Raw genomic sequence first — 19658 nt, forward strand, 5'->3', positions numbered from 1 at the left:
ACCGAAAACTGAGGGCGGGTCGCCGCAGTTATTTCCGGTAATACCGCCGAACTCTTCCCGCGTGCCGGTGTGACGGGCCATGATGGAGTCATGACGCGACCTACGTCTCCTATTGATTCCGGTACCGGCTCCCGGAACCTCCTGCGCACCTGTCCGCTGTGCGAGGCGGTCTGCGGTCTCGAACTGACCCTCGACGATGCTGATCAGGTGACCGCGGTCCGTGGAGACAAGCAGGATCCGTTCAGCGCCGGATTCCTCTGCCCGAAGGGCGCCAGCTTCGGCCGGCTCGACGGCGACCCCGACCGCCTCACCGAGCCCATGATCCGGGACCGGGCCACCGGCGCGTGGCGCACCGCGACCTGGAACGAGGCATTCGATCTCATCGCCGAACGTATCCCGGCGATCAAGTCCGCGCACGGCAACCAGGCCGTCGCCCTCTATCTCGGGAATCCCAACGCGCATACCGTCGCGGGCACCCTGTATGCCCCCGCACTGATCCGCGCTCTCGGCACGAAGAACCTGTTCTCCGCCAGCACTGCCGACCAGATGCCCAAACAGCTGGCCTGCGGGCTGCTCTACGGTGATCCGCTGGCGGTCCCGGTGCCCGATCTGGACCGCACGTCCTACCTGCTGATGCTGGGTGCCAATCCGCTCGAATCCAACGGCTCGGTCTGTACCGCCCCGGATTTCCCCGGCCGGCTGCGGGCGCTGCGCAAGCGCGGGGGCCGGCTGGTGGTGGTGGATCCGCGCCGCACCCGGACCGCGGATATCGCCGACGAACACCTCTTCATCCGTCCCGGCGCCGACGCCTACCTGCTGTTCGGCATCGTGCACACCTTGTTCGCCGAAGGGCTCACGACGGTGTCGGTCGAGGTGCAGGGACTGGACGCAGTGCGCTCCGCCGCCACGGAGTTCACGCCCGAAATGGTCGCGGACCGTACCGGTGTACCCGCCGATACCGTCCGCCGCCTGGCCCGCGAACTCGCCGGGGCGCCCACCGCGGCGGTGTACGCCCGGATCGGCACCTGCACCGCGGAATTCGGCACCCTGACCCAGTGGCTCGTCGATATCGTCAATACGCTCACCGGTAATTTGGACCGTCCCGGCGGCGTCATGTTCGCCACCGCCGCCGCTCGCGGGATCGTGCGCACCAAACCGTTCCGCCCGGGCCGGTGGCGCAGCCGGGTCCGGCAGTTGCCGGAAGCGATGGGGGAGTTGCCGGTCGCCACACTGATCGACGAGATCACCACACCCGGTGACGGGCAGGTGCGTGCCCTGATCACCGTGGCGGGCAACCCCGTCCTGTCCGCGCCCAGCGGCCCCCGGCTGGACGACGCGTTCGCCGGGCTGGAATTCATGGTCAGCGTCGATCGCTACCTCAACGAGACCACCCGGCACGCCGATGTGATTCTCCCGCCGCCGCGTCCGGTGCAGTCTCCGCACTACGATTTCGCGCTGCTGCAGTTCGCGGTCCGTAACTACGCGCGGTACTCCCCACCGCTGGTACCGCTGGGCGACCGGCCGTCCGAGGCCGCCGTCTACGTCCGGTTGGGGGCGGCGGTGAGCGGGCAACCGCACAATCCCACCCCGGAATTCGACCCGCTCGCCGCATTCGACGAATTCGTGATCGCCGATATGCTGCAGCGCGCCGGCCTTGCCCAGCGCCGGCCGGAACTGCTGGGCGGTACCACCACCGAACAGCGACTGGACCTGATGCTGCGGCTCGGCCCCTACGGCGCCTGGAACGGCGGTGAGCTCAGTCTGCAGACGCTGCTGGACAATCCGCACGGTATCGACCTCGGCCCGCTGCGGCCGCGGCTGCCCGAGGTGCTGCGGACCGCCTCGGGCAAGGTCGAATCGGCGCCCGAACTCCTGCTGGCCGATATCGACCGGCTGCGCGCCGCGGCGGTGGCCACCCGGGCGGATATGGTGCTCATCGGACGGCGTCATCTGCGTTCGAACAACAGCTGGATGCACAATATGGAACGCCTGGTCGGCGGCACGAACCGCTGCACGCTGCAAATCCACCCCGACGATATCTCGCGGTTGGGTCTCGGCGACCACGCGATCGTGAAATCCGCCGCCGGATCGCTCACCGTCCCGCTGGAACCGACCGATTCGATTATGCCTGGGGTGGTGAGCCTGCCGCACGGATGGGGACATTCCGGAAGCGCCCAGCAGGTGGCAGCGGGCAATCCCGGCGTGAACGCCAATGCGCTGACCGATGATTCGGTGCTCGATATTCCCTCGGGTAATGCCGTCTTCAACGGCGTCCCGGTCTCGCTGATGCCCGCCTGAGGACAGCGCCACGCCGCGTACCGTGATCCGAAAATGATCGCGGGTAGGCGGATGTGAGAGTGATGAGGCTATCGCACTGCCGAATCGGTCGGTCATATCCCGAATAAACCGCTTCGCCGTACCACGATTGATAGACTATGGCGCGAAGCACTATCAACGGGTCCGGTCCCGCCGATTCGTCCTCGCCGACGCGGACGAACGACTGCGCTGGTAGTCGAGATTGTCCAGGTCCGCCGCCCCCGGCGGAGGCCGGTATCGGCGGGACCGGAGCGGATCGGCGACTGCGCCCTGGCCCCGGCCGGGCGTCTCATCGTCTCCGGCAGTGCGTGAGTGCGGTTCCCGCTGTGCGAGCCCTGGTGCAGACCTTGGCCCTTCGTCTCGGTTCCGCCGGCGCCCGCCGCCGACGCGCTGAGCGAGCTCACCAGAAGAGAGAAGTGATGACCACTGCCCCCGACGCACCGGCACGTCCCGGCGCCACCGCCCTTCCGTCCGGCGACGAGCCGCTCGAGCTGGTTCCGCTCGATTCGCTGACCGCCGAAATGGTCGGGCACTGGACCTATTTGATGATGGAAGGCGCCGCCTTCGCCATGCAGGGCCTGCACCCGGTGATCCGGGAGGTCACCGACAAGTACTCCATCGCCAAAACCGATCCGGCGGGCCGCGCGATCCGCTCGGTGGATTCGGTGCTGCGCTGGACCTACGGCGGGATCGAGGCGATCCAGGACGGCCGCCGGCTGCGTTCCCTGCATGCCCCGCTGAAGATGAAAAGCGCCGAGGGTAAACACATCAGTGCCCTGCATCCGGGCGCCTACCAGTGGGTGATCGCCACCGCCTACGTGACCACCGCGAAGGCCGGTCCGCTGCTGATGGGCCGGGAATTCACCGACGCCGAACTCGACGAACTGCTGCGCGACAACATTCGCCTGGCGCGCATCCTGCAGGTGCCGATGAAGGGGTACCCTCGCACCCGCGCCGAATTCGACGCCTACTACGAGCATATGGTCACCGAGGTGCTGACCGCCGACGACGAGGTGCGCGAACAGTACCGGCAGTTGCGCACCGGCGATCTGGAACAGTTCCGGGCCATGGGTTTCCCGGCCGGCCGGATCGCGCGGTTACTGGCCACCCCGCTGATCCGGTTCAATTATCTGTCGATCGTGGGCCTGCTCGACCCGCGGCTGCGGGAGCTGATCGGGGTGCGCTGGACTGCGGCGGAACAGCGCACGCTGGAACGGATCTACACCGTGATCCGGATCGCCTACCGCGTGCTGCCGGACCGGCTGACCTATTTCCCGATCGCCTACCACGCGCGTAAACACCATCAGCAGATCCGGAAGATGAAGGATCGCGAGTTGAAATCGGCCGCCTACACCGTGCGCCCCCGGCAGGAGACCCCCCGCGATCCGGTATCCGTGATACCCGGGTGACGCCCGGCCGGTGCCGCTACCCGCCGCCGGGATGCGGGAACATCAGCGGGGCGAGGTAGCGCCGGGCGAATTCGCGGGCGGCTTCGGCATCGCCGAGCGGTAGGACGCCCCGCGGGTTGGCGATGAAGGAGATGGTGAGCCGGACGAACAGCTCGGCCACCACCTCGGGGTCGAAACTGCCGAGCTCACCGCGCTGCTGCCAATGGGCGAGGAATCGTGCCACCAGTTCGCGGCCCCGCGCGACGGCATCGTCACCGGTGAGGAAATCGGTGAGCTGCCCGGCCGCGCCGGTGGCGCGGAGACTGCGGGTGAGCAGCCGGGGCGCGGTGGCTTCGCCGACGAACGCGGCGAACATATCCGCCAAGGCGCCCACCGGCCCGGCGGAGCGCTGCATTGCGTCGGCGACGATCATCGAGACCCGCTGCGATTCCGCCATCAGCGCGTACCGCAGGATCGCCGATTTGGTGCCGAAGCGCCGGTACACCGTCGCCACCCCGACACCGGCCGCCTCGGCGATCCGGACCATGGTGGTGTCTTCGAAACCGTGCGCGGCGAAACATTCGCGGGCGGCGTCGACGATGGCGCGGGATCTGGTGTCCAACTGCTGCAATTCGGTCCACGGCGCAGCGGCGGTATCCATTCGCGCCAGCCTACCGGCTCGTCGCCCGCCGGAAGGAGTCCCGGTGGGCTCGCGGTACCGCGAGAGATTCCGCCGTGGTGTTCCGAGCCCCCGCGGTGATAGCCTGATGAGGTTCGAACTATCATTTCTACGTTCAGCCCGAGGTGACGAGATGGCGAACAACGCAACGGTGCGCACCGCCGATCAGTCCGCCGATACCCGGATCCGGCCTGAGGTCCTGCGTGAATTCCGCAAGCATTCCGGCAGCGCCCTGGCCGGTGTCTTCGCCGGCGCCGCCTTCGACCAGGTGGCATTGGTGCCGGTGGCGGCGGCGGTGGACCGCACCGGCCGGTTCGCGGCCAACTTCGCCGACCGCGGGGTACGCAGCGGGGCGTCGGCGATGATCGCCCTGTGGGGTGATTCCGACGACCGCCGCGCCGAGGCCGAATGGCTCAAACTGCGGCATCGCGATGTGCGCGGCGCCGGTACCGCGGACTTCGGTGAGGTGAAATACAGTGCGCTGAACCCGGTCACCTGGAAATGGATCGCGGTGAGCGGCATTTTCGTCGTCCTCAACACCTTCACCTACTGCACGGGTACGCAATTGCGTCCGGCGGAGGAGGAAGCGGCGTACCAGCTGCTGCGTGAGGCGTTCGCCGACCTCGAACTCCCCAGTGCGGCAGGCAAACTACCGGCGGATCTCGCCGAGGCGCGCCGCTACTACGACACCATGGCCACCGAGGAATTGCAGTCCAACCCGTTCCTCGTGGAGAAGTTCGCCGCGCTCACGAAACTGCCGCTGCCCACCCTCGGCCTGCCGCCCCTGGCGCGGCGTGCGCTGACCCCGATGTGGCTGGTGGTGCGGCCGGTCGCAGGACATGTCATCCAGGTGTGCTCGTCGAAGGCGATGCATCCGCGGGTACAGGAGCTGACCGGTTTCGAGCTGAAACCGCGCCATGAACAGGAATTCGCGGTCTACATCCGGTTACTGCAGTGGGCCTGGCGCACTCTGCCCGACCGCGTGCTGTTGCAGCCACTGGCCTACAACCGGTTCCAGTACGAGAAGATGATCCGCGCCTTCCGCGGTTTCGGACTCGAATCCTTCGCGGTGCCCGAGGACCGGCGCTGAACCCGCGGGAGAAGCCGGGATACTCAGTGCTGCGCGCGCAGGAACCGGCCGGTGCGTTCGGCGCCGAGCACGGGATCGGCGATCCCGTCGCCGAACACGAAACGGCCCCCGATGTACACGGCGGTGACCGCCGCATCGTTGCGATTGACCATCCGCGGCAGGTTCCCGTACTGGGCGACCGGGCTCTCGGCGTAGGCGTCGAGCGATTCGTCGAGCCCGGCCGGGTCCACGATCACCAGATCGGCGCGGTCGCCCGCGCGCAGATGCCCGGCGTCGATGCCGTACCAGTCGGCGAGTTCGCCGGTGAGCCGGTGCACCGCCCGCTCCAGCGGGATCACCGGTGTGCCGGCCTGTTCGGCGCGATACATGCGGCGCAGGAAGCGGAGCCCGAAGTTGTAGAAGGCCATATTCCGCAGATGTGCGCCCGCGTCGGAGAATCCCAGCTGGATACCGGGATGGGCCGCGAAACGGTCCAGGATTTCCGGCCGGTGGTTGGAGATCGTGGTGCGCCAGCGCAGTTTCGTTCCGTGCTCGAGGACCAGGTCGAGGAAGGCGTCCACCGGGTGGACCCCGCCCCGGTCGACCCCCACCTGACCGAAGGTTTTCCCGATCACCGCCTCGTCCGGGCAATCGACGATCTCGGCGTCGAAGAAATCGCGATGCCAGACGCGCAGCCCGAATTTCGCGTCGTAATCTTTACGGAACCGGCGGCGGTAGCCCTCGTCGGCGAGCAGGGTGTCGCGTTCCACCCGGTCGGCCAGGTGCAGCGCGGCGGCACCGGATCCGAACTCTTCGAAGATCACCAGGTCGATGCCGTCGGCGTACACCTCGAACGGCACCGGCAGATGCTGCCAGCGGAAATCCCCGCCCAAGGCGTTGACCAGCCGCGCCAGCGATCCGATGAGGACGACGGCGAACGGGTTGGCCTTGATATCGGCCGCCGAGAGCAAGGTGGTCTTCAGCCGTTTACGCCCGATACCGAGACTGCTGAAGATCATCGCGCCGAGGCTGCGCGGGGAGGTGATATCCGGGCCGCCCTGCAGGATCCGCCCGCGCCGGCGCAGGATCGCATTCAGCCGGCGGCGTTCGCGGCCCTTGGCGTAGGTGGACGGCAGGGTGCGCGACCGGCACGTTTCGCCGTCGACCTTGTCGAACAGCAGTTGCTGCGCCGACATACCGACGAAACCGGCATCGAGTGCTTCGCGCAGCGCGGTTTCCATCTCCGCCAGCTCGGCCCGCGTGGGCCGCACATCCTTGCGGGTGGCCCGGTCCAGGCCCATCAGCGCGGTCCGGATATCGGAGTGCCCGAGCATCGCCGCGATATTCGGTCCCAGCGCGAGCTGTTCGAGCGCGGCGATGTACTCGTGTGCCGAGTTCCACGTTTTGGTGTCGTCGAGGGTGTCGATGACATGGCCGCGCGGGATGGCTTCCACCCGGCCGAAGATATCGCCCGCGCCCGTGGGGTCGATATGAATCGTGGACAGCGAACACGACCCGAGCAGGACGGTGGTGATTCCGTGCCGCACCGATTCCGACAGCGACGGTGTTTTCAGCACCTCGATGTCGTAGTGGGTATGGATATCGATCATCCCCGGCAGCACCCATTTGCCCTGGGCATCGACCACGTCCGGGCAGCCCGTCTCGTCGAGCGGATCCGGCGAGACGGTGACCACCCGGTCGCCGCGCAGGCCCAGATGCCGAATCGCCGAGGGCGCGCCGGTCCCGTCGAACCAGCGGCCGCCTTTGATGATCGTGTCGTAGCTCACACCCCCATTGCAACTGGTCAGCTGACCGGAGTCAAGGGGCGGTGGTGCCGGGCGGGCGGACCCGCCCGGCGGTGGTTCAGCCGGCCTCGACCTCGGACCGGTCCTCGCTCCACAGCGTGTGGAATTTACCCGCGGCGTCCACCCGCTCGTAGGTGTGGGCACCGAAGAAATCGCGCTGGGCCTGGGTGAGCGCGGCCGGCAGCCGCTCGGCACGCAGCGCGTCGTAGTACGACAGCGAGGACGCGAACGCCGGCACCGGGATACCCAGCAGCGTCGCGGTGGCGACCACCCGGCGCCAGCTGTCGATCGCGGTTTCGATCGCGCTGCGGAAGTAGGGCGCCAGGATCAGGCTCGGCAGCGCCGGATCGTTTTCGTAGGCCTCTTTGATCCGGTTCAGGAAACGGGCCCGGATGATGCAGCCGCCGCGCCAGATGGTGGCGAGATCACCCGGGGCGAGGTCCCAGCCGTATTCCGCACTGCCCGCGGCGATCTGATCGAAACCCTGTGCGTAGGCGACGACCTTGGAGGCGTAGAGAGCCTGCCGGATATCCTCGGTGAACTGCACGATATCGGTGGGTTTGGCGGCCAGTTCACCCGAAGCCAGGTCCTTGGCCGCCGCACGCTGCCCCCGCGACCCCGACAGCGCCCGGGCGAACACCGCCTCGGCGATCCCGGTTACCGGGACACCGAGATCGAGCGCCGATTTCACCGTCCAGCGGCCGGTGCCCTTCTGCTCGGCCGCGTCGACGATCACGTCGACCAGCGGTTTGCCGGTTTTCGCGTCCACCTGGTTCAGCACCTCGGCGGTGATCTCGACCAGGTAGCTCTCCAGATCACCGGAGTTCCACTGGGTGAAGATATCGGCGATCTGCTTCGGATCCAGATCCAGGGCGGCGCGGAACAGGTGATAGGCCTCGCCGATGAGCTGCATATCGGCGTATTCGATCCCGTTGTGCACCATCTTCACGAAATGGCCGGAACCGTCGGGGCCGATATGGGTGCAGCACGGGGTGCCGTCCACCTGGGCGGCGATCGACTCCAGCAGCGGGCCCAGCGATTCATAGGATTCGGCGGGCCCACCGGGCATGATGGACGGCCCGTTGAGGGCGCCCTCCTCACCGCCCGAGATACCGGCGCCGACGAAGTTGAGGCCGCGCTCGCGCAGCGCCGCTTCCCGGCGGATGGTGTCGGTGTAGAGGGCGTTACCGCCGTCGATGATGATATCGCCGGGTTCCATGGCATCGGCCAGTTCGGAGATCACCGCGTCGGTGGCGTCCCCGGCCTTCACCATGATGAGGACCCGGCGCGGTTTCTCGAGCGCCGCCACGAACTCGGCGACGGTTTCGGTGCGGACGAAATCACCGTCGTCACCGTGCGCGGCGAGCAGCGCGTCGGTTTTGGCGACGCTGCGATTGTGCAGGGCCACGGTGTAGCCGTGCTTGGCGAAGTTGCGGGCGATATTGCTGCCCATCACCGCCAGGCCGGTGACCCCGATCTGGGCACGCGCTGTGGAGGACGCCATGAACCTGCTCTTTCCTTCGACGGTTCCAACAGTTCCGGCCGGTGGCACCGGGTTCGTGGGCAGTGCGGTTCGCTCACGAGCACGGGCGAGGCCTCTGTTCTTTTCTACCGGGTGGCCTCCCGGCAGTGCGCGCGGACCCGCCGATACCGGGATGACACCTGTCCGGGCCGGCTCTGTATCGCCGTGCTGTGTCCTGCGCGCAGGTGGTGTCCTGCCGTGGGCGGCGAGAGCCACCGCGGGCCGGTGCCGACGATTCCGCGTGACAGTCCCGGACACGAGGTCGGTTCGCGCACAACGGAAATGGCTTGCGCAGCGCCGATGTGGCGGGCGCCGCGAACGGGTACAAGGGAGGGGTGCGGTACAAAATTATGTTGGCGGTTTCGAGTGCGGCGATACTGGCCGCGATATCCCTGTTCCCCCTGCCTCCCGCGGCGGCCGCCCCGGTGCCCCGGGTGGACGCGGAACGATCGCTCGGGGGACGCGCGATCGAAATGGATGTTTTCTCCCCGGCGATGAACCGGGTGATCACCAACCGGGTCATCCCGGCGGCCGGTGGCGGGCCGGCTCCCACGGTGTACCTGCTGACCGGTATCGGCGGCGGTACCGACGGTATCTCCTGGTGGGACGATACCGATGTGCGCCGCTTCTTCGCGGACAAGAACGTGAACGTGGTGCTGCCCATCGGCGGCGCCTACACCATGTACACCGACTGGCAGACCGACGATCCCGCGCTCGGCCGCGCCCGCTGGCAGACCTACCTCACGACCGAACTCCCGGCGGTGGTGGACACCCGATTCGCGACCACCGGGCGCAATGCGATCGCCGGGGTCTCCATGAGCGGGGGGTCGGCCCTGGATCTGGCGATCCAGGCGCCCGGGCGCTATCAGGCGGTCGCGTCGTACAGCGGATGCCCCTGGTCGTCGGATCCCGCGGGAATCACCATGATCAGCGCTCAGGTGATCCGTGGCGGTGCGAATCCGGGAAACATGTGGGGTGCGCCGGGCAGTGCGGGCTGGCAGGCCCACGATGCCTTCCGGCACGCGCCGCGGCTGGCCGGTAAGACGGTGTACGTATCCGCCGCCTCCGGTATCCCCGGTGCCATCGATCGCGGCTGGGGTTTCCCGCCTGTCGAAGCCATCGCCGGCGCCTGCACCTCGGCTTTCGCCGCCCGGCTCGCGCAACTGGGAATCGGTGCCGTCCACGTCGACCGGCCGACGGGTGCGCACACCTGGGGGCAGTTCGAATACGACCTGCACGATTCCTGGCCGCATCTGGCGCGGGCGATCGGCGCCTGATCATCGAACGGACCGGTGTTTTGCGGCGGCCGTCGAGCCCGGCGTGCGCGCCGCGGATGGGCGATCATTGTGTGATGAAGGAACTGCGGTGCACCTACTGCGCCGGAACCGAATTGGAACCGGGATTCCTGGAGGATCGCGGTGAAGGAACCGGGGGCCATGTGCGCTGGGTCGAGGGTGCGCTCGAACGAGGATTCTTCGGTGGCGCCAAGCGACTCGGCCGCCCGCGGCGCGCTGTCGACACCTACCGGTGTATCCGCTGCGGCCACCTCGATATGTTCGCCCGGCCCGAACGCGAGTAACGCCGCCGTCCGTTTCCGGTGGTCACGCTCGCCGAGGCGCGCGGTGGAAACGGGAAGGCGGGCTCGATCGCGTTCGGTGGCGGCCGCGGCGCGCGGCGGAAGCGACCGCCCAGCTCACCACCCGCCCGATTGCCGGACGCGGTTCGTCGATGCGTCCGAAATCCTCAGTTCACCGCCGGCGCGGACGCCGGATCGGAGCGGTCGGGCGTGGCCGGTGCGGGCAGTGCCCACGCGACGGCGGCCAGTACCAGCGCGACCACCGCGATCGCCGTCAGCATGACGGTGCTGCCGCCCAGCGTATGGGACCGGAAGAAGACGGTCGCCAGCAGCGCCAGACCGACACCGTTGCCGATCTGCTCGATCGTGGGCAGTAGACCGGAAGCCTCCGCCATCTGGTCGTCGTCCAGCCCGGACAGCATGATGGGCTGCAGGGGTACCGCGAAGAGACCGGCGCCGAAACCGCACAGGAAAACCGGTGCGGCGCAGAGCAGCATGTTCACCTCACCGCCGGTGATGTTGATGTACGCGACACCCATCAGGACACATCCCGCGTACAGCACCAGTCCACCGCCGAGCGCGCGGGGACCCCAGCGTTTCACCAGCAACGGGGAGAGCAACGCGCCCGCTCCCGCACCGAAGGCGAACGGGGTCATCGCGATTCCGGTGCGCAGCGCGGAGAATTCCAGCACATCTTGCAGCGTGATGGAGATGGCGAAGACGAAGGCGGTGAACAATCCGAAGAATCCGGTGATCAGAATCGACCCCACCGCGAACCCGCGGTCGGCGAAGAGGTCCAATCGCAGCAGCGGCCCGGTATCGCGGCGCGTCGCCCGCTGTTCGTGGCGCAGGGTGATCGCGCCCGTTGCCAGCGCGACCACGACGAGTAGGCACGGCACCGGCCGCAAGCCGTGGAGATGGATCTCCGACAGCGCGTAGAGCAGGACGAAAAGAGTGGTGGCGCACAGCACGACGCCGGTGTAATCCATCGGCGCCCGCTGCGGCGCCACCTCGAGCCGCAGGAACCGCCACGCGATCGCGAACGCGACGATCCCCAGCGGCAGGTTCATCAGGAAAATACTGTGCCAGCCGAGCCCGGCGATATCGGCGGTCACCAGGGTGCCACCCAGAATCGGCCCGAGCAGTCCGGCGAAACCCGAAGTGGCACCGTAGAGCGCGAATACGTGGGTGTGCAATTCTCGCGAGAACAGAATGGTGAGAATCGCGATGGTCTGCGCCGCCATCCCCGCCCCCGCCACGCCCTGCACGACCCGCGCGACGACGAGTTCGGTCGCGCTGTCCGCGGTGCCGCACCACACCGACGCGGCGGTGAACGCGAACACCGCGATCAGGAACATGCGCCGCCGCCCGAGCCGGGCACCGAGCCGTGCGGCCGGCAGCAGAGTGCACGCGAAGGCCAGCGAGTACCCGGAGACGATGAGCAACTGCTGGGCCGAGCTCGCGTCCAGATCGGCGGTGATCTCGGGCAGCGCGGTGTTGACGATCGTCACGTCGATCATCTGCATGAACACCGACAGGAGGCAGCCGGCGAAGGCGATCCACGCGCCCGGGCCGGCACCGGCCCGGGCGGTGGCGATCAGGCCCGCGATCACGATCGCGCGTCTTCGCCGAGTACTACAGCGCCGGCGGAGGTTCCGCCGCCGAATCGGACCGCCGGGCCCGGCCCGGTGACCGGAACGGCCGGGTCGAGGCCGCTGGCCTCGTGCGTATCCGCCATCTGAATGTTCCTCCCGGATCCGGGGTGATCTGCGTGGCTCGGCCGCCGACGCCGCCGGAATATCTGCGTGATGAAAATCCGGCCGATATGCCGAATATTCGCAAAATATCCGGGTTTCGCTAGGACGATACGGCCGACCCTACCGATCGAATTCGACTGTCCGGAACGTGTTCCGGACAATCTTCCGTCACCACACAAGGGCGGGTGGACCCCAGTTGTGAAGTCGCCCAGCGCCCTTACCGCTGCGCCCGAATACGCGGTCATCCCCGCAACGCCGCCGCGAATACCGGCCACGACTCGTGCAGCTCCCGTTGCCAATAACCCCACGAATGTGTGCCCTCGGGGCGCACGGCCACGGTGGCGGGAATTCCCAGCTCCCGCAACCGCTCACCCAGTCGTGCGGTACATCCCGCGGCGACGGTCTCCAGGACGCCGCCGAGCACCAGTTGATCGATCAGTTTGCCCGGCCTGTGCCGGATCCCGGGGCCGTCCATGGTGTCGAGCGGGCCGGGCGCGCCGGTCCCGGACGACACATACAGGGCGGACCCGCGCAATTTCGCGGCGTGCAGGAACGGATCATTGGCCGCCCACGCCGGGTCCTGCGGCGGTCCCCACATGTTCCGGGGATCGCCGCCGTTGCTGCGTACCACCAGCTCGACCACCGCCCGGCCCTGCGGATCGCTGGTTCGCACGCAGCCGCTGTAGGAGCCGAGTGCCCGGTAGCGGCCCGGCGCGGTCAACGCCAGCTGGAAGACCGACGCGGCGGCCATCGAGACACCCGCGAGCGCGGCGGCGCCGGTGCCGTGGAAGCGGGTATCGATCAGCGGCGGCAGTTCCTGGGTCAGGAAGGTCGTCCAGCGCTGCCGTCCCAGCGCCGGGTCGTCGGCCCGCCAGTCGGTGAAATAGCTTCCCGCGCCCCCGATCGGATTGACGACAGTGACCTGTTCGGTGGCGAAGAATTCGGCGATATCGGTGCGGTCGAACCAGTTGCCGCCGTCGCCGCCCCCGGTGATTCCGTTGAGCAGATACAGCACCGGCGCCGGGGCCGCCGGGTCCGCGGCCGGCAGTACCCGCACCGGGATATCGCGACCCATCGCGGGGGAGTGCACCGTGAGTTCCACAGCGCGCCCCGCGAGTGTCCGCACGCCGGCTATCCGGGCCTGCGCCGCGCCCGGCAGCGCCGGGGCAGGAGCCTGCGGGCCCCGTAGGACGGGTGCGGCCGCCGCGGGGACGAGTGTGGCGGGAGCGAGGACGAGCGCGGCCACGGCGGCGAGCACGATCCGGTTCGTGCGGTGCGGGTGTCGCATTGCCGGAAACTATTCCGCGCGGCGCCGCGACGCACGGTGTTCGGCCGAACTCTGTGACACGGGCCAGTGTGGGGTGGTTTCGGCTGCCACCGGTCCTGATCCGGTCTCGCGGCCGAGTGGATGGATATCTGCCCCGGTCCGGACCTGGACAACCAACTGGACAGGTGTCACCATCGGTGCGCGGCCGGGACACGGTCGCGCCGAGCGACGAGAGGATATGCGCATGGACACCCGTGCGGACCGGGGGCCGGGAAACGGGATCGGCGGTGGCCGGCGATGAGCACGATGCGTCCGTGTGAGCGGGTCGGGATCGAATTCGTCGATACCGCGCCGGTGCGGTGCAGCAACAGCGTCGACCTGGCGATCACCCCGGAGCAGCTGTTCGAGGTCCTGGCCGACGCCGAATCCTGGCCCGAATGGGCGACGGTGATCACCAAGGTCACCTGGACCAGCCCGGAACCCCGCGGGGCCGGCACCACTCGCCTGGTCCATATGCGCGGCGGTTTGGTGGGCGACGAGGAGTTCCTGGTGTGGGAGCCGAACACCCGGATGGCCTTCCGCTTCAACAATTGCTCCACGAGCGCCCTGTCGGCGTTCGCGGAGGACTATCGCGTGGTGGAGACCCCGGACGGCTGCCGGCTCACCTGGACCCTTGCCCAGCGCCTGGCCGGCCCGGCTCGATTCACCGCCTTCCTGGCGGCGCCGTTCATGAATATCGCCTTCCGCCGGTTCCTGGCGAATCTGCGCCGCTACACCGATCGCAGGTTCGCACCTACCGGGAGCTGACCGCCGGCCGGGGTGCCGCCACGCGCCGCCCCGGTCAGCCCATCAGCAGCGAGCCCGCGAGCCAGGCCGCCAGCACCAGCACGACGCCGATCAGCGCGCCGGGATACAGCGCCCGGCCGCTGCGCGCGGCGTTGATCGAGGTGGCCGCACCCAGAAGGAACCCGAAACAGCCGCCCAGCACGATGATCCAGTTGCCGGTACTCGGATCGGTGCTGCAGCCGGCCCGGCCCTCACAGACACCCATGGCCAGCAGGTACCACGGCGAGATGACCACCGAGACGATGGCCAGGACGGCGAGCAGGAACCACAGCAGTGCCGTGATCACGAGATCGGTTTCGCGGGGTACCGGTAACGGCCCGCCGCGCCCGTAGGCCTCGTCCGGGATGGGGGCGACGGGATAGTCGGTGGTCATCTGGTTCGGGAACATATGCCTCGCGATCGCTCGAGCCGACAGGGTCGCTGGTTGTTATTGCAGAACCTTCCCTGTGCCGCAACTGATCCGGCACGCGCGCGACACTACACTGCGCGCCGCCGCCGGGCAGCGGCAGCGGCGCAGGTATCGGAGCTACCGAGCGGAACGGCTGTGCGGGACTGTTCGGCCCCGTCATTTCTCCGGCGGTGATTCCGTGGTGCCGGCCGGCCGGTCGGTTACCGTTTCCCGGTCGTCGTCCGCAGTGCGGCTTGTAGTATCCGGGGCGGTTTCGGGCCGGGCCGGTGGTGGAGTCGCGGCGGAATCGACCGGCTGGTCCGGGCTCGTCGCCACGTAATTCGCTGTGGTCGCCCGGGATACGCTGATTCGCCAGGGCAGCACCGATCCTGCTGCCCGCCGGGGCATCGACGCGACCGCCACCACCGCCGCGCCCACCGCGATGATCACCGCGGCGATCGCCGCGGTCGTAACGGTACCCGACGCGACGTAGTCGACCTGGTTCAAACCCGCCACCGGTTTCGTTCCGTCGTTGAACGCCCAGTTGACCCAGGAGCCGATCTGGCCGCCGAGATCCCAGCGCCGGATCGTCATGTTCTTGAGGCTCTTCTGCCGGGCGGTGAGGTACAGCAGGTTCACCACCACCAGCACCGCGCTCAGCACCGCCGCACCGGTGGCGATACGCGCGAACCGCGGTGAATCGGTGACGATATGGATGGCCACGGCGGCGATCATCACGGCGATGGCGCTACTGGCGGTGACCGCCCAGGAGCCGGTCAGGTCGGCCGAGGGTGGCGGTCCCTGCGAGGACCATACGGTGAGGTACCGGGTGGTGGAGTCGACCTGCCCGAACGGGGTGGCCGCGGCCATCCCGTCCGGCCCGTGCGCCACCATCCAGTGCTGGAACATCAGGATGAAGGTGACCACACCCCCGAGGGCGGCGAATACGTAACCCCATTTTCCGCTGAGTCGCGGCGCCGTGCGGATTTCCTCGGCGCGATCCCGTGCCCGCCGGGCAATCGCCGCGGCCGTAGCCCGCCGCCGGTTCCACCGCTGCGCGCTCTCCGGGACCGTATCCGGATCAGCGATCGTCGGGCTGTGCGCCGTGGCGGACGCGGCGCCTGCCGCGCCGATTGGGTCGGCGCCGCGGCCCCACGGGGTCGGTTTGGCCATCAACCCAGTGTATTTCTGCGTTCACCACTGGGAACAGTCACTGAAACAGGTGGCCGGACAACGAGTTCCGGTGTCAGGCGGCATCCGAATGGCCGGCGCGGCCGGCCGCCACCAGATCCACGACGGTTTCGTGCAGTACGGTCCGGGCGAGCAACGCCTGCTGGTGCAGGGCTGTCGAATCCGTGTCGTCGGATTCGGCGAGATCGACGAGTTCGTTGACGATATGACACAACGCGAGCAAGCGTCGCACCGTATCCCGCCGCTCGGCCGGCGGTATGACTTCGGGGTCCACGATCATCACATCGCCCGCCGTCCACGAGTTGTTTCGCGGCGCCCGGTAGCGTCCCTCCCGAGAATCGATCGACCCGCCGGGAGGCACTGTGACCGTGGTCCGGGTACTGCTGACGCTACTGGCCGTGGCGCTCGTCGCGCCGCTGTCCGGGTGCGGCGCCGGCGACGTCGCACGCGAGGAGCCCGGCCCGGCCGGCCGCGGGGATCTCGTATCGGCCACCCCGATCGCGACGATGGACGCCGCGCAGACCCGCGACTACCTCACGAAGTGGAAATATCCGGTCCCGCGGGCCAACGGTGTGCGCAGCTACCGGGTCGTCTACGGCACCGTCGGCCCGGACGGTGCGCCCACCACCGCGAGCGGACTGGTCGTCGTGCCCGAAACCGATCTCCCGCGCCTGCGCACCGTTTCCTACGCGCACGGGACGATCGTGCGCCGGGACGAGGCACCCTCCGCGGCCGGGGAGTCCGATCGTGCCCGCACGGTGTTGTTCGCCGCCGCCGGATACCTGGCGGTCGCACCGGATTATCTCGGGCTCGGTTCGGGTCCGGGGCCGCACCCGTATGCGCACGCACCGTCGGAGGCGTCCGCCTCCGCCGACCTATTGCTTGCCGCGCGAACGCTGCTCGCCGAACAGGGGCGCGAGATCTACCCCGATATCCTGGTCACCGGTTTCTCGCAGGGCGGGCAAGCCGCACTTGCGCTCGCCCGGGAACTACAGGCGGGAGCGGTCCGGGATGCGCGCCCCGGCCCGGTGGCGGCGGTCAGCGGTCCCTACGCGATCCAGGAGGTCCAGGCCCCGGCCGCACTGGACGGCCGGGTCGAACCGCGCCAGGCGGCGCTCTTCCTGGCGTACTGGACCACCGCGATGAACCGTATCCACCACCTCTACGACGACCCTGCCGCCGCATTCCGGCAACCGTACGCGCGGCAGGTCGAGCAACTCTTCGACGGCGACCACGATCTGCTGACCATCGCGGCGAATCTGCCGCGTACCCCGGCGGAACTACTCACCCCCGAATATCTCGAGCTGGCCCGCAGCCCCACCGGCGCCGCTCTGCGCGCCATGGCGGACAGCGATACCGTCTGCGACTGGACACCTACCGCGCCCGTCCGCCTGTACGCCGCGCCCGGTGACCGCAGTGTCCCGTTCGAGAACTCCCAGCGGTGCATGAAGGCCGAGCTCGGTGCGAGTGCCGAACTGATCGATCTCGGCGATATCGACCACGGCGCCACCACGACCACCGCGCTGCCGCTGATCCTGGACTGGTTCCTGAAGACGGCTCCGCCCGCCTGAACCGGGCGGTTCGGGCGGGCGGAGCGCTACGGTCCGGCGCGATCAGTGCATGAGTACCGGTGCCGGGGTGTTCTCGTCGGCCTTCGGAACCGAGCTCGCCTTACGCGGCAGCAGCAGCGAGAACGCCACCGTCACCACACACAGCACGAAGGCGACCCAGAAGCTGCTCGCGTAGGCGTCCGACATCTCGCCCAGCATCACGGCCTCGAACTTGTCGCCCAGGCTCGCGATGTACTGCAGCACCGACGGATCGGGCTGTTCGCCCGACCGCTGTGCCTCCATCACCGCCTGGCCCGCGGAAACCGCCTGCGAATCCTGCATCCGGTTGGTCAGCACCACCGAGATCACCGCGACACCCACCGAACTGGCGATCTGCTGGATGATGTTCAGCAGGGTGGATCCGCGTGCCACCTGCGCCTCCTGCAGGGTGCGCAGCGCGGCCGTCATCAGCGGCATCATCGTCAGGCCCATGCCGAGACCCATCACGAACAGCACTCCGAGGACGTAGAAATAGGAGCTGTCCGCCTCGATCTGGGTGAGCCCGAAGATGGTCGCGGTCAGAATCGCCAGACCGGCCGGGACCACCCGGCCCACCGGCACCTTGTCCACGAGCATGCCCGCGATCGGCATGGTGAGCAGCGAACCGATACCCTGCGGCGCCACCAGCAGCCCCGCCATCAGCGCGCTCTCACCCCGAACCTGCTGGAAGTAGGTCGGGATCAGCAGCAGCCCACCGAAGAACGACGCCGAGAACAGGAACATGGTGATGGTGGCGACGGTGAGATCGCGATTCTTGAACAGGCGCAGATCCAGCAGCGGATTCTTGGGCTTGAACGAGTAGAAGATGAATGCGGCCACCAGCAGGCCGCCGACCAGCATGGTCGCCCACACCTTCGGGGTATTGACGGTGCCTTCCTCCGGGATGGAGGAGATGCCGTAGAGGAACAGCGCCAGACCCGGCGAAAGCATCAGCATGCCCACGAAATCGAACCGCTCGGTGGGCTGTGCCTCGTCCTTGGGCAGGGCGAACCAGGCGTAGACGATCGCGATCACACCCAGCGGCAGGTTGATCAGGAAGATCCAGTGCCAGGAGGCGTCCTCGATGAGCCAGCCACCGAGAACCGGGCCGAGGATCGGGCCCAGCAGCATCGGAACACCGAGGATGGCCATCAACCGGCCCATCCGTTCGGGTCCCGCGGCCTTGGTCAGGATCGTCATACCGAGCGGCATGAGCATCCCGCCGCCCAGCCCCTGGATGACCCGGAACCCGATGAGGGCGCCGATGTTCCAGGACAATGCGCACAGCACCGATCCGGCGGTGAAGAGCAGCAGCGCCACCATATAGAGGCGTTTGGTGCCGAACCGGTCGGCGGCCCATCCGGTCAGCGGGATCACGGTGGCCAGCGCCAGCGTGTAGGCGGTGACCGTCCAGGCGACGGTGGAGTAGTTGGCGACGTCGAATTCGGTCTGGAACGTCGGCATCGCGACGTTGACCACGGTGATGTCCAGGATGGACATGATGGATCCGAGGACCACCACCCCGGCCAGTTTCAGAACCGATGCGTCGATTCTGTCCGAAGCCCCCGCGGGTGGTGCGGGGGCCTGAGTTTCGTTCACGAATTGTCTCCTGACGGTGCTGGGGGGTATGCCGCGACTCTGTGTACGGCCCCGGACTCGAGCACGGCGGTGATGACCTCGCAGAGATCGTTGCGTAGTGCGTCGGGCAGGCGCGCGACGACCTGGTCGATGGTCGCGCGGTGGATGGCGATCTGGTCCCAGGCGAGCTGAAGACCGTGTTCGGTTGGGCCGACCAGTTTGACCCGCCGGTCGGTGGGGCTCTCCTGTCTGGTGAGCAGGCCCAGACGCACCAGCCGGTCGACATTGCGGCCGGCCGCCGTCATGGACAGGCCGAGTTCGTCCGCGATGATGTGGATCGGTTGCGGTTCGCGGTGCTGGACGACGCTGAACAGCACCCGGGCCTGAGCCACGCTGAGATCCAGTTCGGCGAGCCGGTCGACTCCCTTCCACCGTCCCGGATCGCAGACCGCGAGCACGAAATGCTCGATCAGTGTGCTCGTCTCCACCTCACTGGCCACCGCGCGATGATATGGGACCCCGTGATAGTTGCGGAAGCGGGATTATCGCGTATGTGATGGGAACCATAGCGGGCAGCTCGGAGCATCACGCGGACCGGCGGCCGACGGTCCGGCCGACGGTCCGGCCGACGGTCCGGCCGACGGTCCGGCCGGGGGATCGCTCGGCAGACCCGCGCCGGGGAGAAGC

Annotated in this window: 18 protein-coding genes; 7 read left to right on the top strand and 11 right to left on the bottom strand. The window is 68.2% G+C overall.

The window, feature by feature from the left end; translation table 11 throughout:
• Window positions 1-90: 90 nt before the first annotated feature.
• Both ACQEVO_RS10800 and ACQEVO_RS10805 read left to right on the top strand, forming a co-directional pair.
• A complete protein-coding gene (locus ACQEVO_RS10800; RefSeq protein WP_432911682.1) occupies window positions 91-2298 on the top strand; it encodes a molybdopterin-dependent oxidoreductase in 2208 nt (735 codons plus the stop codon).
• A gap of 437 nt (window positions 2299-2735) precedes the next feature.
• Window positions 2736-3725: an oxygenase MpaB family protein gene (locus tag ACQEVO_RS10805; RefSeq protein ID WP_432911683.1), complete on the top strand. Its 990-nt coding sequence runs from the start codon at window positions 2736-2738 to the stop codon at window positions 3723-3725.
• A gap of 16 nt (window positions 3726-3741) precedes the next feature.
• Here ACQEVO_RS10805 and ACQEVO_RS10810 read toward each other — a convergent pair whose 3' ends face one another.
• Window positions 3742-4365, bottom strand: coding sequence for a TetR/AcrR family transcriptional regulator (locus ACQEVO_RS10810; RefSeq protein ID WP_432911686.1), 624 nt, complete (start codon window positions 4363-4365; stop codon window positions 3742-3744).
• 151 nt (window positions 4366-4516) lie between these two features.
• Between ACQEVO_RS10810 and ACQEVO_RS10815 the strand changes: the two genes are divergently transcribed.
• Complete coding sequence (locus ACQEVO_RS10815) at window positions 4517-5473, top strand: oxygenase MpaB family protein (RefSeq protein WP_432911689.1); 957 nt, start codon at window positions 4517-4519, stop codon at window positions 5471-5473.
• Window positions 5474-5496: 23 nt separating this feature from the next.
• Here the strand turns inward: ACQEVO_RS10815 and ACQEVO_RS10820 are convergent, their stop codons facing one another.
• Window positions 5497-7239 (bottom strand): N-acyl-D-amino-acid deacylase family protein, encoded by a 1743-nt coding sequence (locus ACQEVO_RS10820; protein ID WP_432911692.1) that lies wholly within the window; start codon window positions 7237-7239, stop codon window positions 5497-5499.
• Window positions 7240-7315: 76 nt separating this feature from the next.
• A complete protein-coding gene (gene gndA, locus ACQEVO_RS10825; protein ID WP_432911694.1) occupies window positions 7316-8761 on the bottom strand; it encodes an NADP-dependent phosphogluconate dehydrogenase in 1446 nt (481 codons plus the stop codon).
• A 368-nt stretch (window positions 8762-9129) separates the two neighbouring features.
• Here gndA and ACQEVO_RS10830 point away from each other — a divergent pair, with 368 nt between their 5' ends.
• A complete protein-coding gene (locus ACQEVO_RS10830) occupies window positions 9130-10056 on the top strand; it encodes an alpha/beta hydrolase (protein ID WP_432911696.1) in 927 nt (308 codons plus the stop codon).
• Window positions 10057-10130: 74 nt separating this feature from the next.
• Window positions 10131-10358, top strand: coding sequence for a hypothetical protein (locus ACQEVO_RS10835; protein WP_432911697.1), 228 nt, complete (start codon window positions 10131-10133; stop codon window positions 10356-10358).
• Window positions 10359-10522: 164 nt separating this feature from the next.
• Here ACQEVO_RS10835 and ACQEVO_RS10840 read toward each other — a convergent pair whose 3' ends face one another.
• From ACQEVO_RS10840 to ACQEVO_RS10850, 3 genes are all read right to left on the bottom strand, one after another.
• The gene (locus ACQEVO_RS10840; protein WP_432911700.1) at window positions 10523-11968 is read right to left on the bottom strand and encodes an MFS transporter; all 1446 of its coding nucleotides are present in this window, start codon (window positions 11966-11968) and stop codon (window positions 10523-10525) included.
• Window positions 11965-12093 (bottom strand): hypothetical protein, encoded by a 129-nt coding sequence (locus tag ACQEVO_RS10845; RefSeq protein ID WP_432911702.1) that lies wholly within the window; start codon window positions 12091-12093, stop codon window positions 11965-11967. Before ACQEVO_RS10845 ends, ACQEVO_RS10840 begins: the two co-directional genes overlap by 4 nt.
• Before the next feature lie 260 nt (window positions 12094-12353).
• The gene (locus ACQEVO_RS10850; protein WP_432911704.1) at window positions 12354-13400 is read right to left on the bottom strand and encodes an alpha/beta hydrolase; all 1047 of its coding nucleotides are present in this window, start codon (window positions 13398-13400) and stop codon (window positions 12354-12356) included.
• A gap of 285 nt (window positions 13401-13685) precedes the next feature.
• Between ACQEVO_RS10850 and ACQEVO_RS10855 the strand changes: the two genes are divergently transcribed.
• On the top strand, window positions 13686-14186 hold the full coding sequence (locus ACQEVO_RS10855; RefSeq protein ID WP_432922546.1) for an SRPBCC family protein: 501 nt from the start codon (window positions 13686-13688) through the stop codon (window positions 14184-14186).
• A 34-nt stretch (window positions 14187-14220) separates the two neighbouring features.
• Here the strand turns inward: ACQEVO_RS10855 and ACQEVO_RS10860 are convergent, their stop codons facing one another.
• From ACQEVO_RS10860 to ACQEVO_RS10870, 3 genes are all read right to left on the bottom strand, one after another.
• The gene (locus ACQEVO_RS10860) at window positions 14221-14598 is read right to left on the bottom strand and encodes a hypothetical protein (RefSeq protein WP_432911707.1); all 378 of its coding nucleotides are present in this window, start codon (window positions 14596-14598) and stop codon (window positions 14221-14223) included.
• Between the two features lie 192 nt (window positions 14599-14790).
• Window positions 14791-15786: a hypothetical protein gene (locus ACQEVO_RS10865; RefSeq protein ID WP_432911709.1), complete on the bottom strand. Its 996-nt coding sequence runs from the start codon at window positions 15784-15786 to the stop codon at window positions 14791-14793.
• A 73-nt stretch (window positions 15787-15859) separates the two neighbouring features.
• Window positions 15860-16078, bottom strand: a complete 219-nt coding sequence (locus ACQEVO_RS10870; protein ID WP_432911712.1) for a hypothetical protein — start codon at window positions 16076-16078, stop codon at window positions 15860-15862.
• 88 nt (window positions 16079-16166) lie between these two features.
• Between ACQEVO_RS10870 and ACQEVO_RS10875 the strand changes: the two genes are divergently transcribed.
• Window positions 16167-17375 carry a hypothetical protein gene (locus ACQEVO_RS10875; protein WP_432911715.1) on the top strand — a complete coding sequence of 403 codons (1209 nt, stop codon included), beginning with the start codon at window positions 16167-16169 and terminating at the stop codon, window positions 17373-17375.
• Window positions 17376-17417: 42 nt separating this feature from the next.
• Here the strand turns inward: ACQEVO_RS10875 and ACQEVO_RS10880 are convergent, their stop codons facing one another.
• Both ACQEVO_RS10880 and ACQEVO_RS10885 read right to left on the bottom strand, forming a co-directional pair.
• A complete protein-coding gene (locus ACQEVO_RS10880; protein WP_432911717.1) occupies window positions 17418-18992 on the bottom strand; it encodes a DHA2 family efflux MFS transporter permease subunit in 1575 nt (524 codons plus the stop codon).
• Window positions 18989-19471: a MarR family winged helix-turn-helix transcriptional regulator gene (locus ACQEVO_RS10885; protein ID WP_432911719.1), complete on the bottom strand. Its 483-nt coding sequence runs from the start codon at window positions 19469-19471 to the stop codon at window positions 18989-18991. Before ACQEVO_RS10885 ends, ACQEVO_RS10880 begins: the two co-directional genes overlap by 4 nt.
• Between the last annotated feature and the right edge of the window lie 187 nt (window positions 19472-19658).

It is taken from the genome of Nocardia sp. CA-290969 (assembly GCF_050936135.1).
Lineage (GTDB): Bacteria > Actinomycetota > Actinomycetes > Mycobacteriales > Mycobacteriaceae > Nocardia.

Coding starts and splice junctions, on each gene's coding strand:
- ACQEVO_RS10815 (WP_432911689.1), top strand. CDS start 4,517: ATGGCGAACAACGCAACGGTGCGCACCGCCGATCAGTCCGCCGATACC.
- ACQEVO_RS10845 (WP_432911702.1), bottom strand. CDS start 12,093: ATGGCGGATACGCACGAGGCCAGCGGCCTCGACCCGGCCGTTCCGGTC.
- ACQEVO_RS10855 (WP_432922546.1), top strand. CDS start 13,686: ATGCGTCCGTGTGAGCGGGTCGGGATCGAATTCGTCGATACCGCGCCG.
- ACQEVO_RS10800 (WP_432911682.1), top strand. CDS start 91: ATGACGCGACCTACGTCTCCTATTGATTCCGGTACCGGCTCCCGGAAC.
- ACQEVO_RS10860 (WP_432911707.1), bottom strand. CDS start 14,598: ATGACCACCGACTATCCCGTCGCCCCCATCCCGGACGAGGCCTACGGG.
- gndA (WP_432911694.1), bottom strand. CDS start 8,761: ATGGCGTCCTCCACAGCGCGTGCCCAGATCGGGGTCACCGGCCTGGCG.
- ACQEVO_RS10850 (WP_432911704.1), bottom strand. CDS start 13,400: ATGCGACACCCGCACCGCACGAACCGGATCGTGCTCGCCGCCGTGGCC.
- ACQEVO_RS10805 (WP_432911683.1), top strand. CDS start 2,736: ATGACCACTGCCCCCGACGCACCGGCACGTCCCGGCGCCACCGCCCTT.
- ACQEVO_RS10835 (WP_432911697.1), top strand. CDS start 10,131: ATGAAGGAACTGCGGTGCACCTACTGCGCCGGAACCGAATTGGAACCG.
- ACQEVO_RS10810 (WP_432911686.1), bottom strand. CDS start 4,365: ATGGATACCGCCGCTGCGCCGTGGACCGAATTGCAGCAGTTGGACACC.
- ACQEVO_RS10830 (WP_432911696.1), top strand. CDS start 9,130: ATGTTGGCGGTTTCGAGTGCGGCGATACTGGCCGCGATATCCCTGTTC.
- ACQEVO_RS10865 (WP_432911709.1), bottom strand. CDS start 15,786: ATGGCCAAACCGACCCCGTGGGGCCGCGGCGCCGACCCAATCGGCGCG.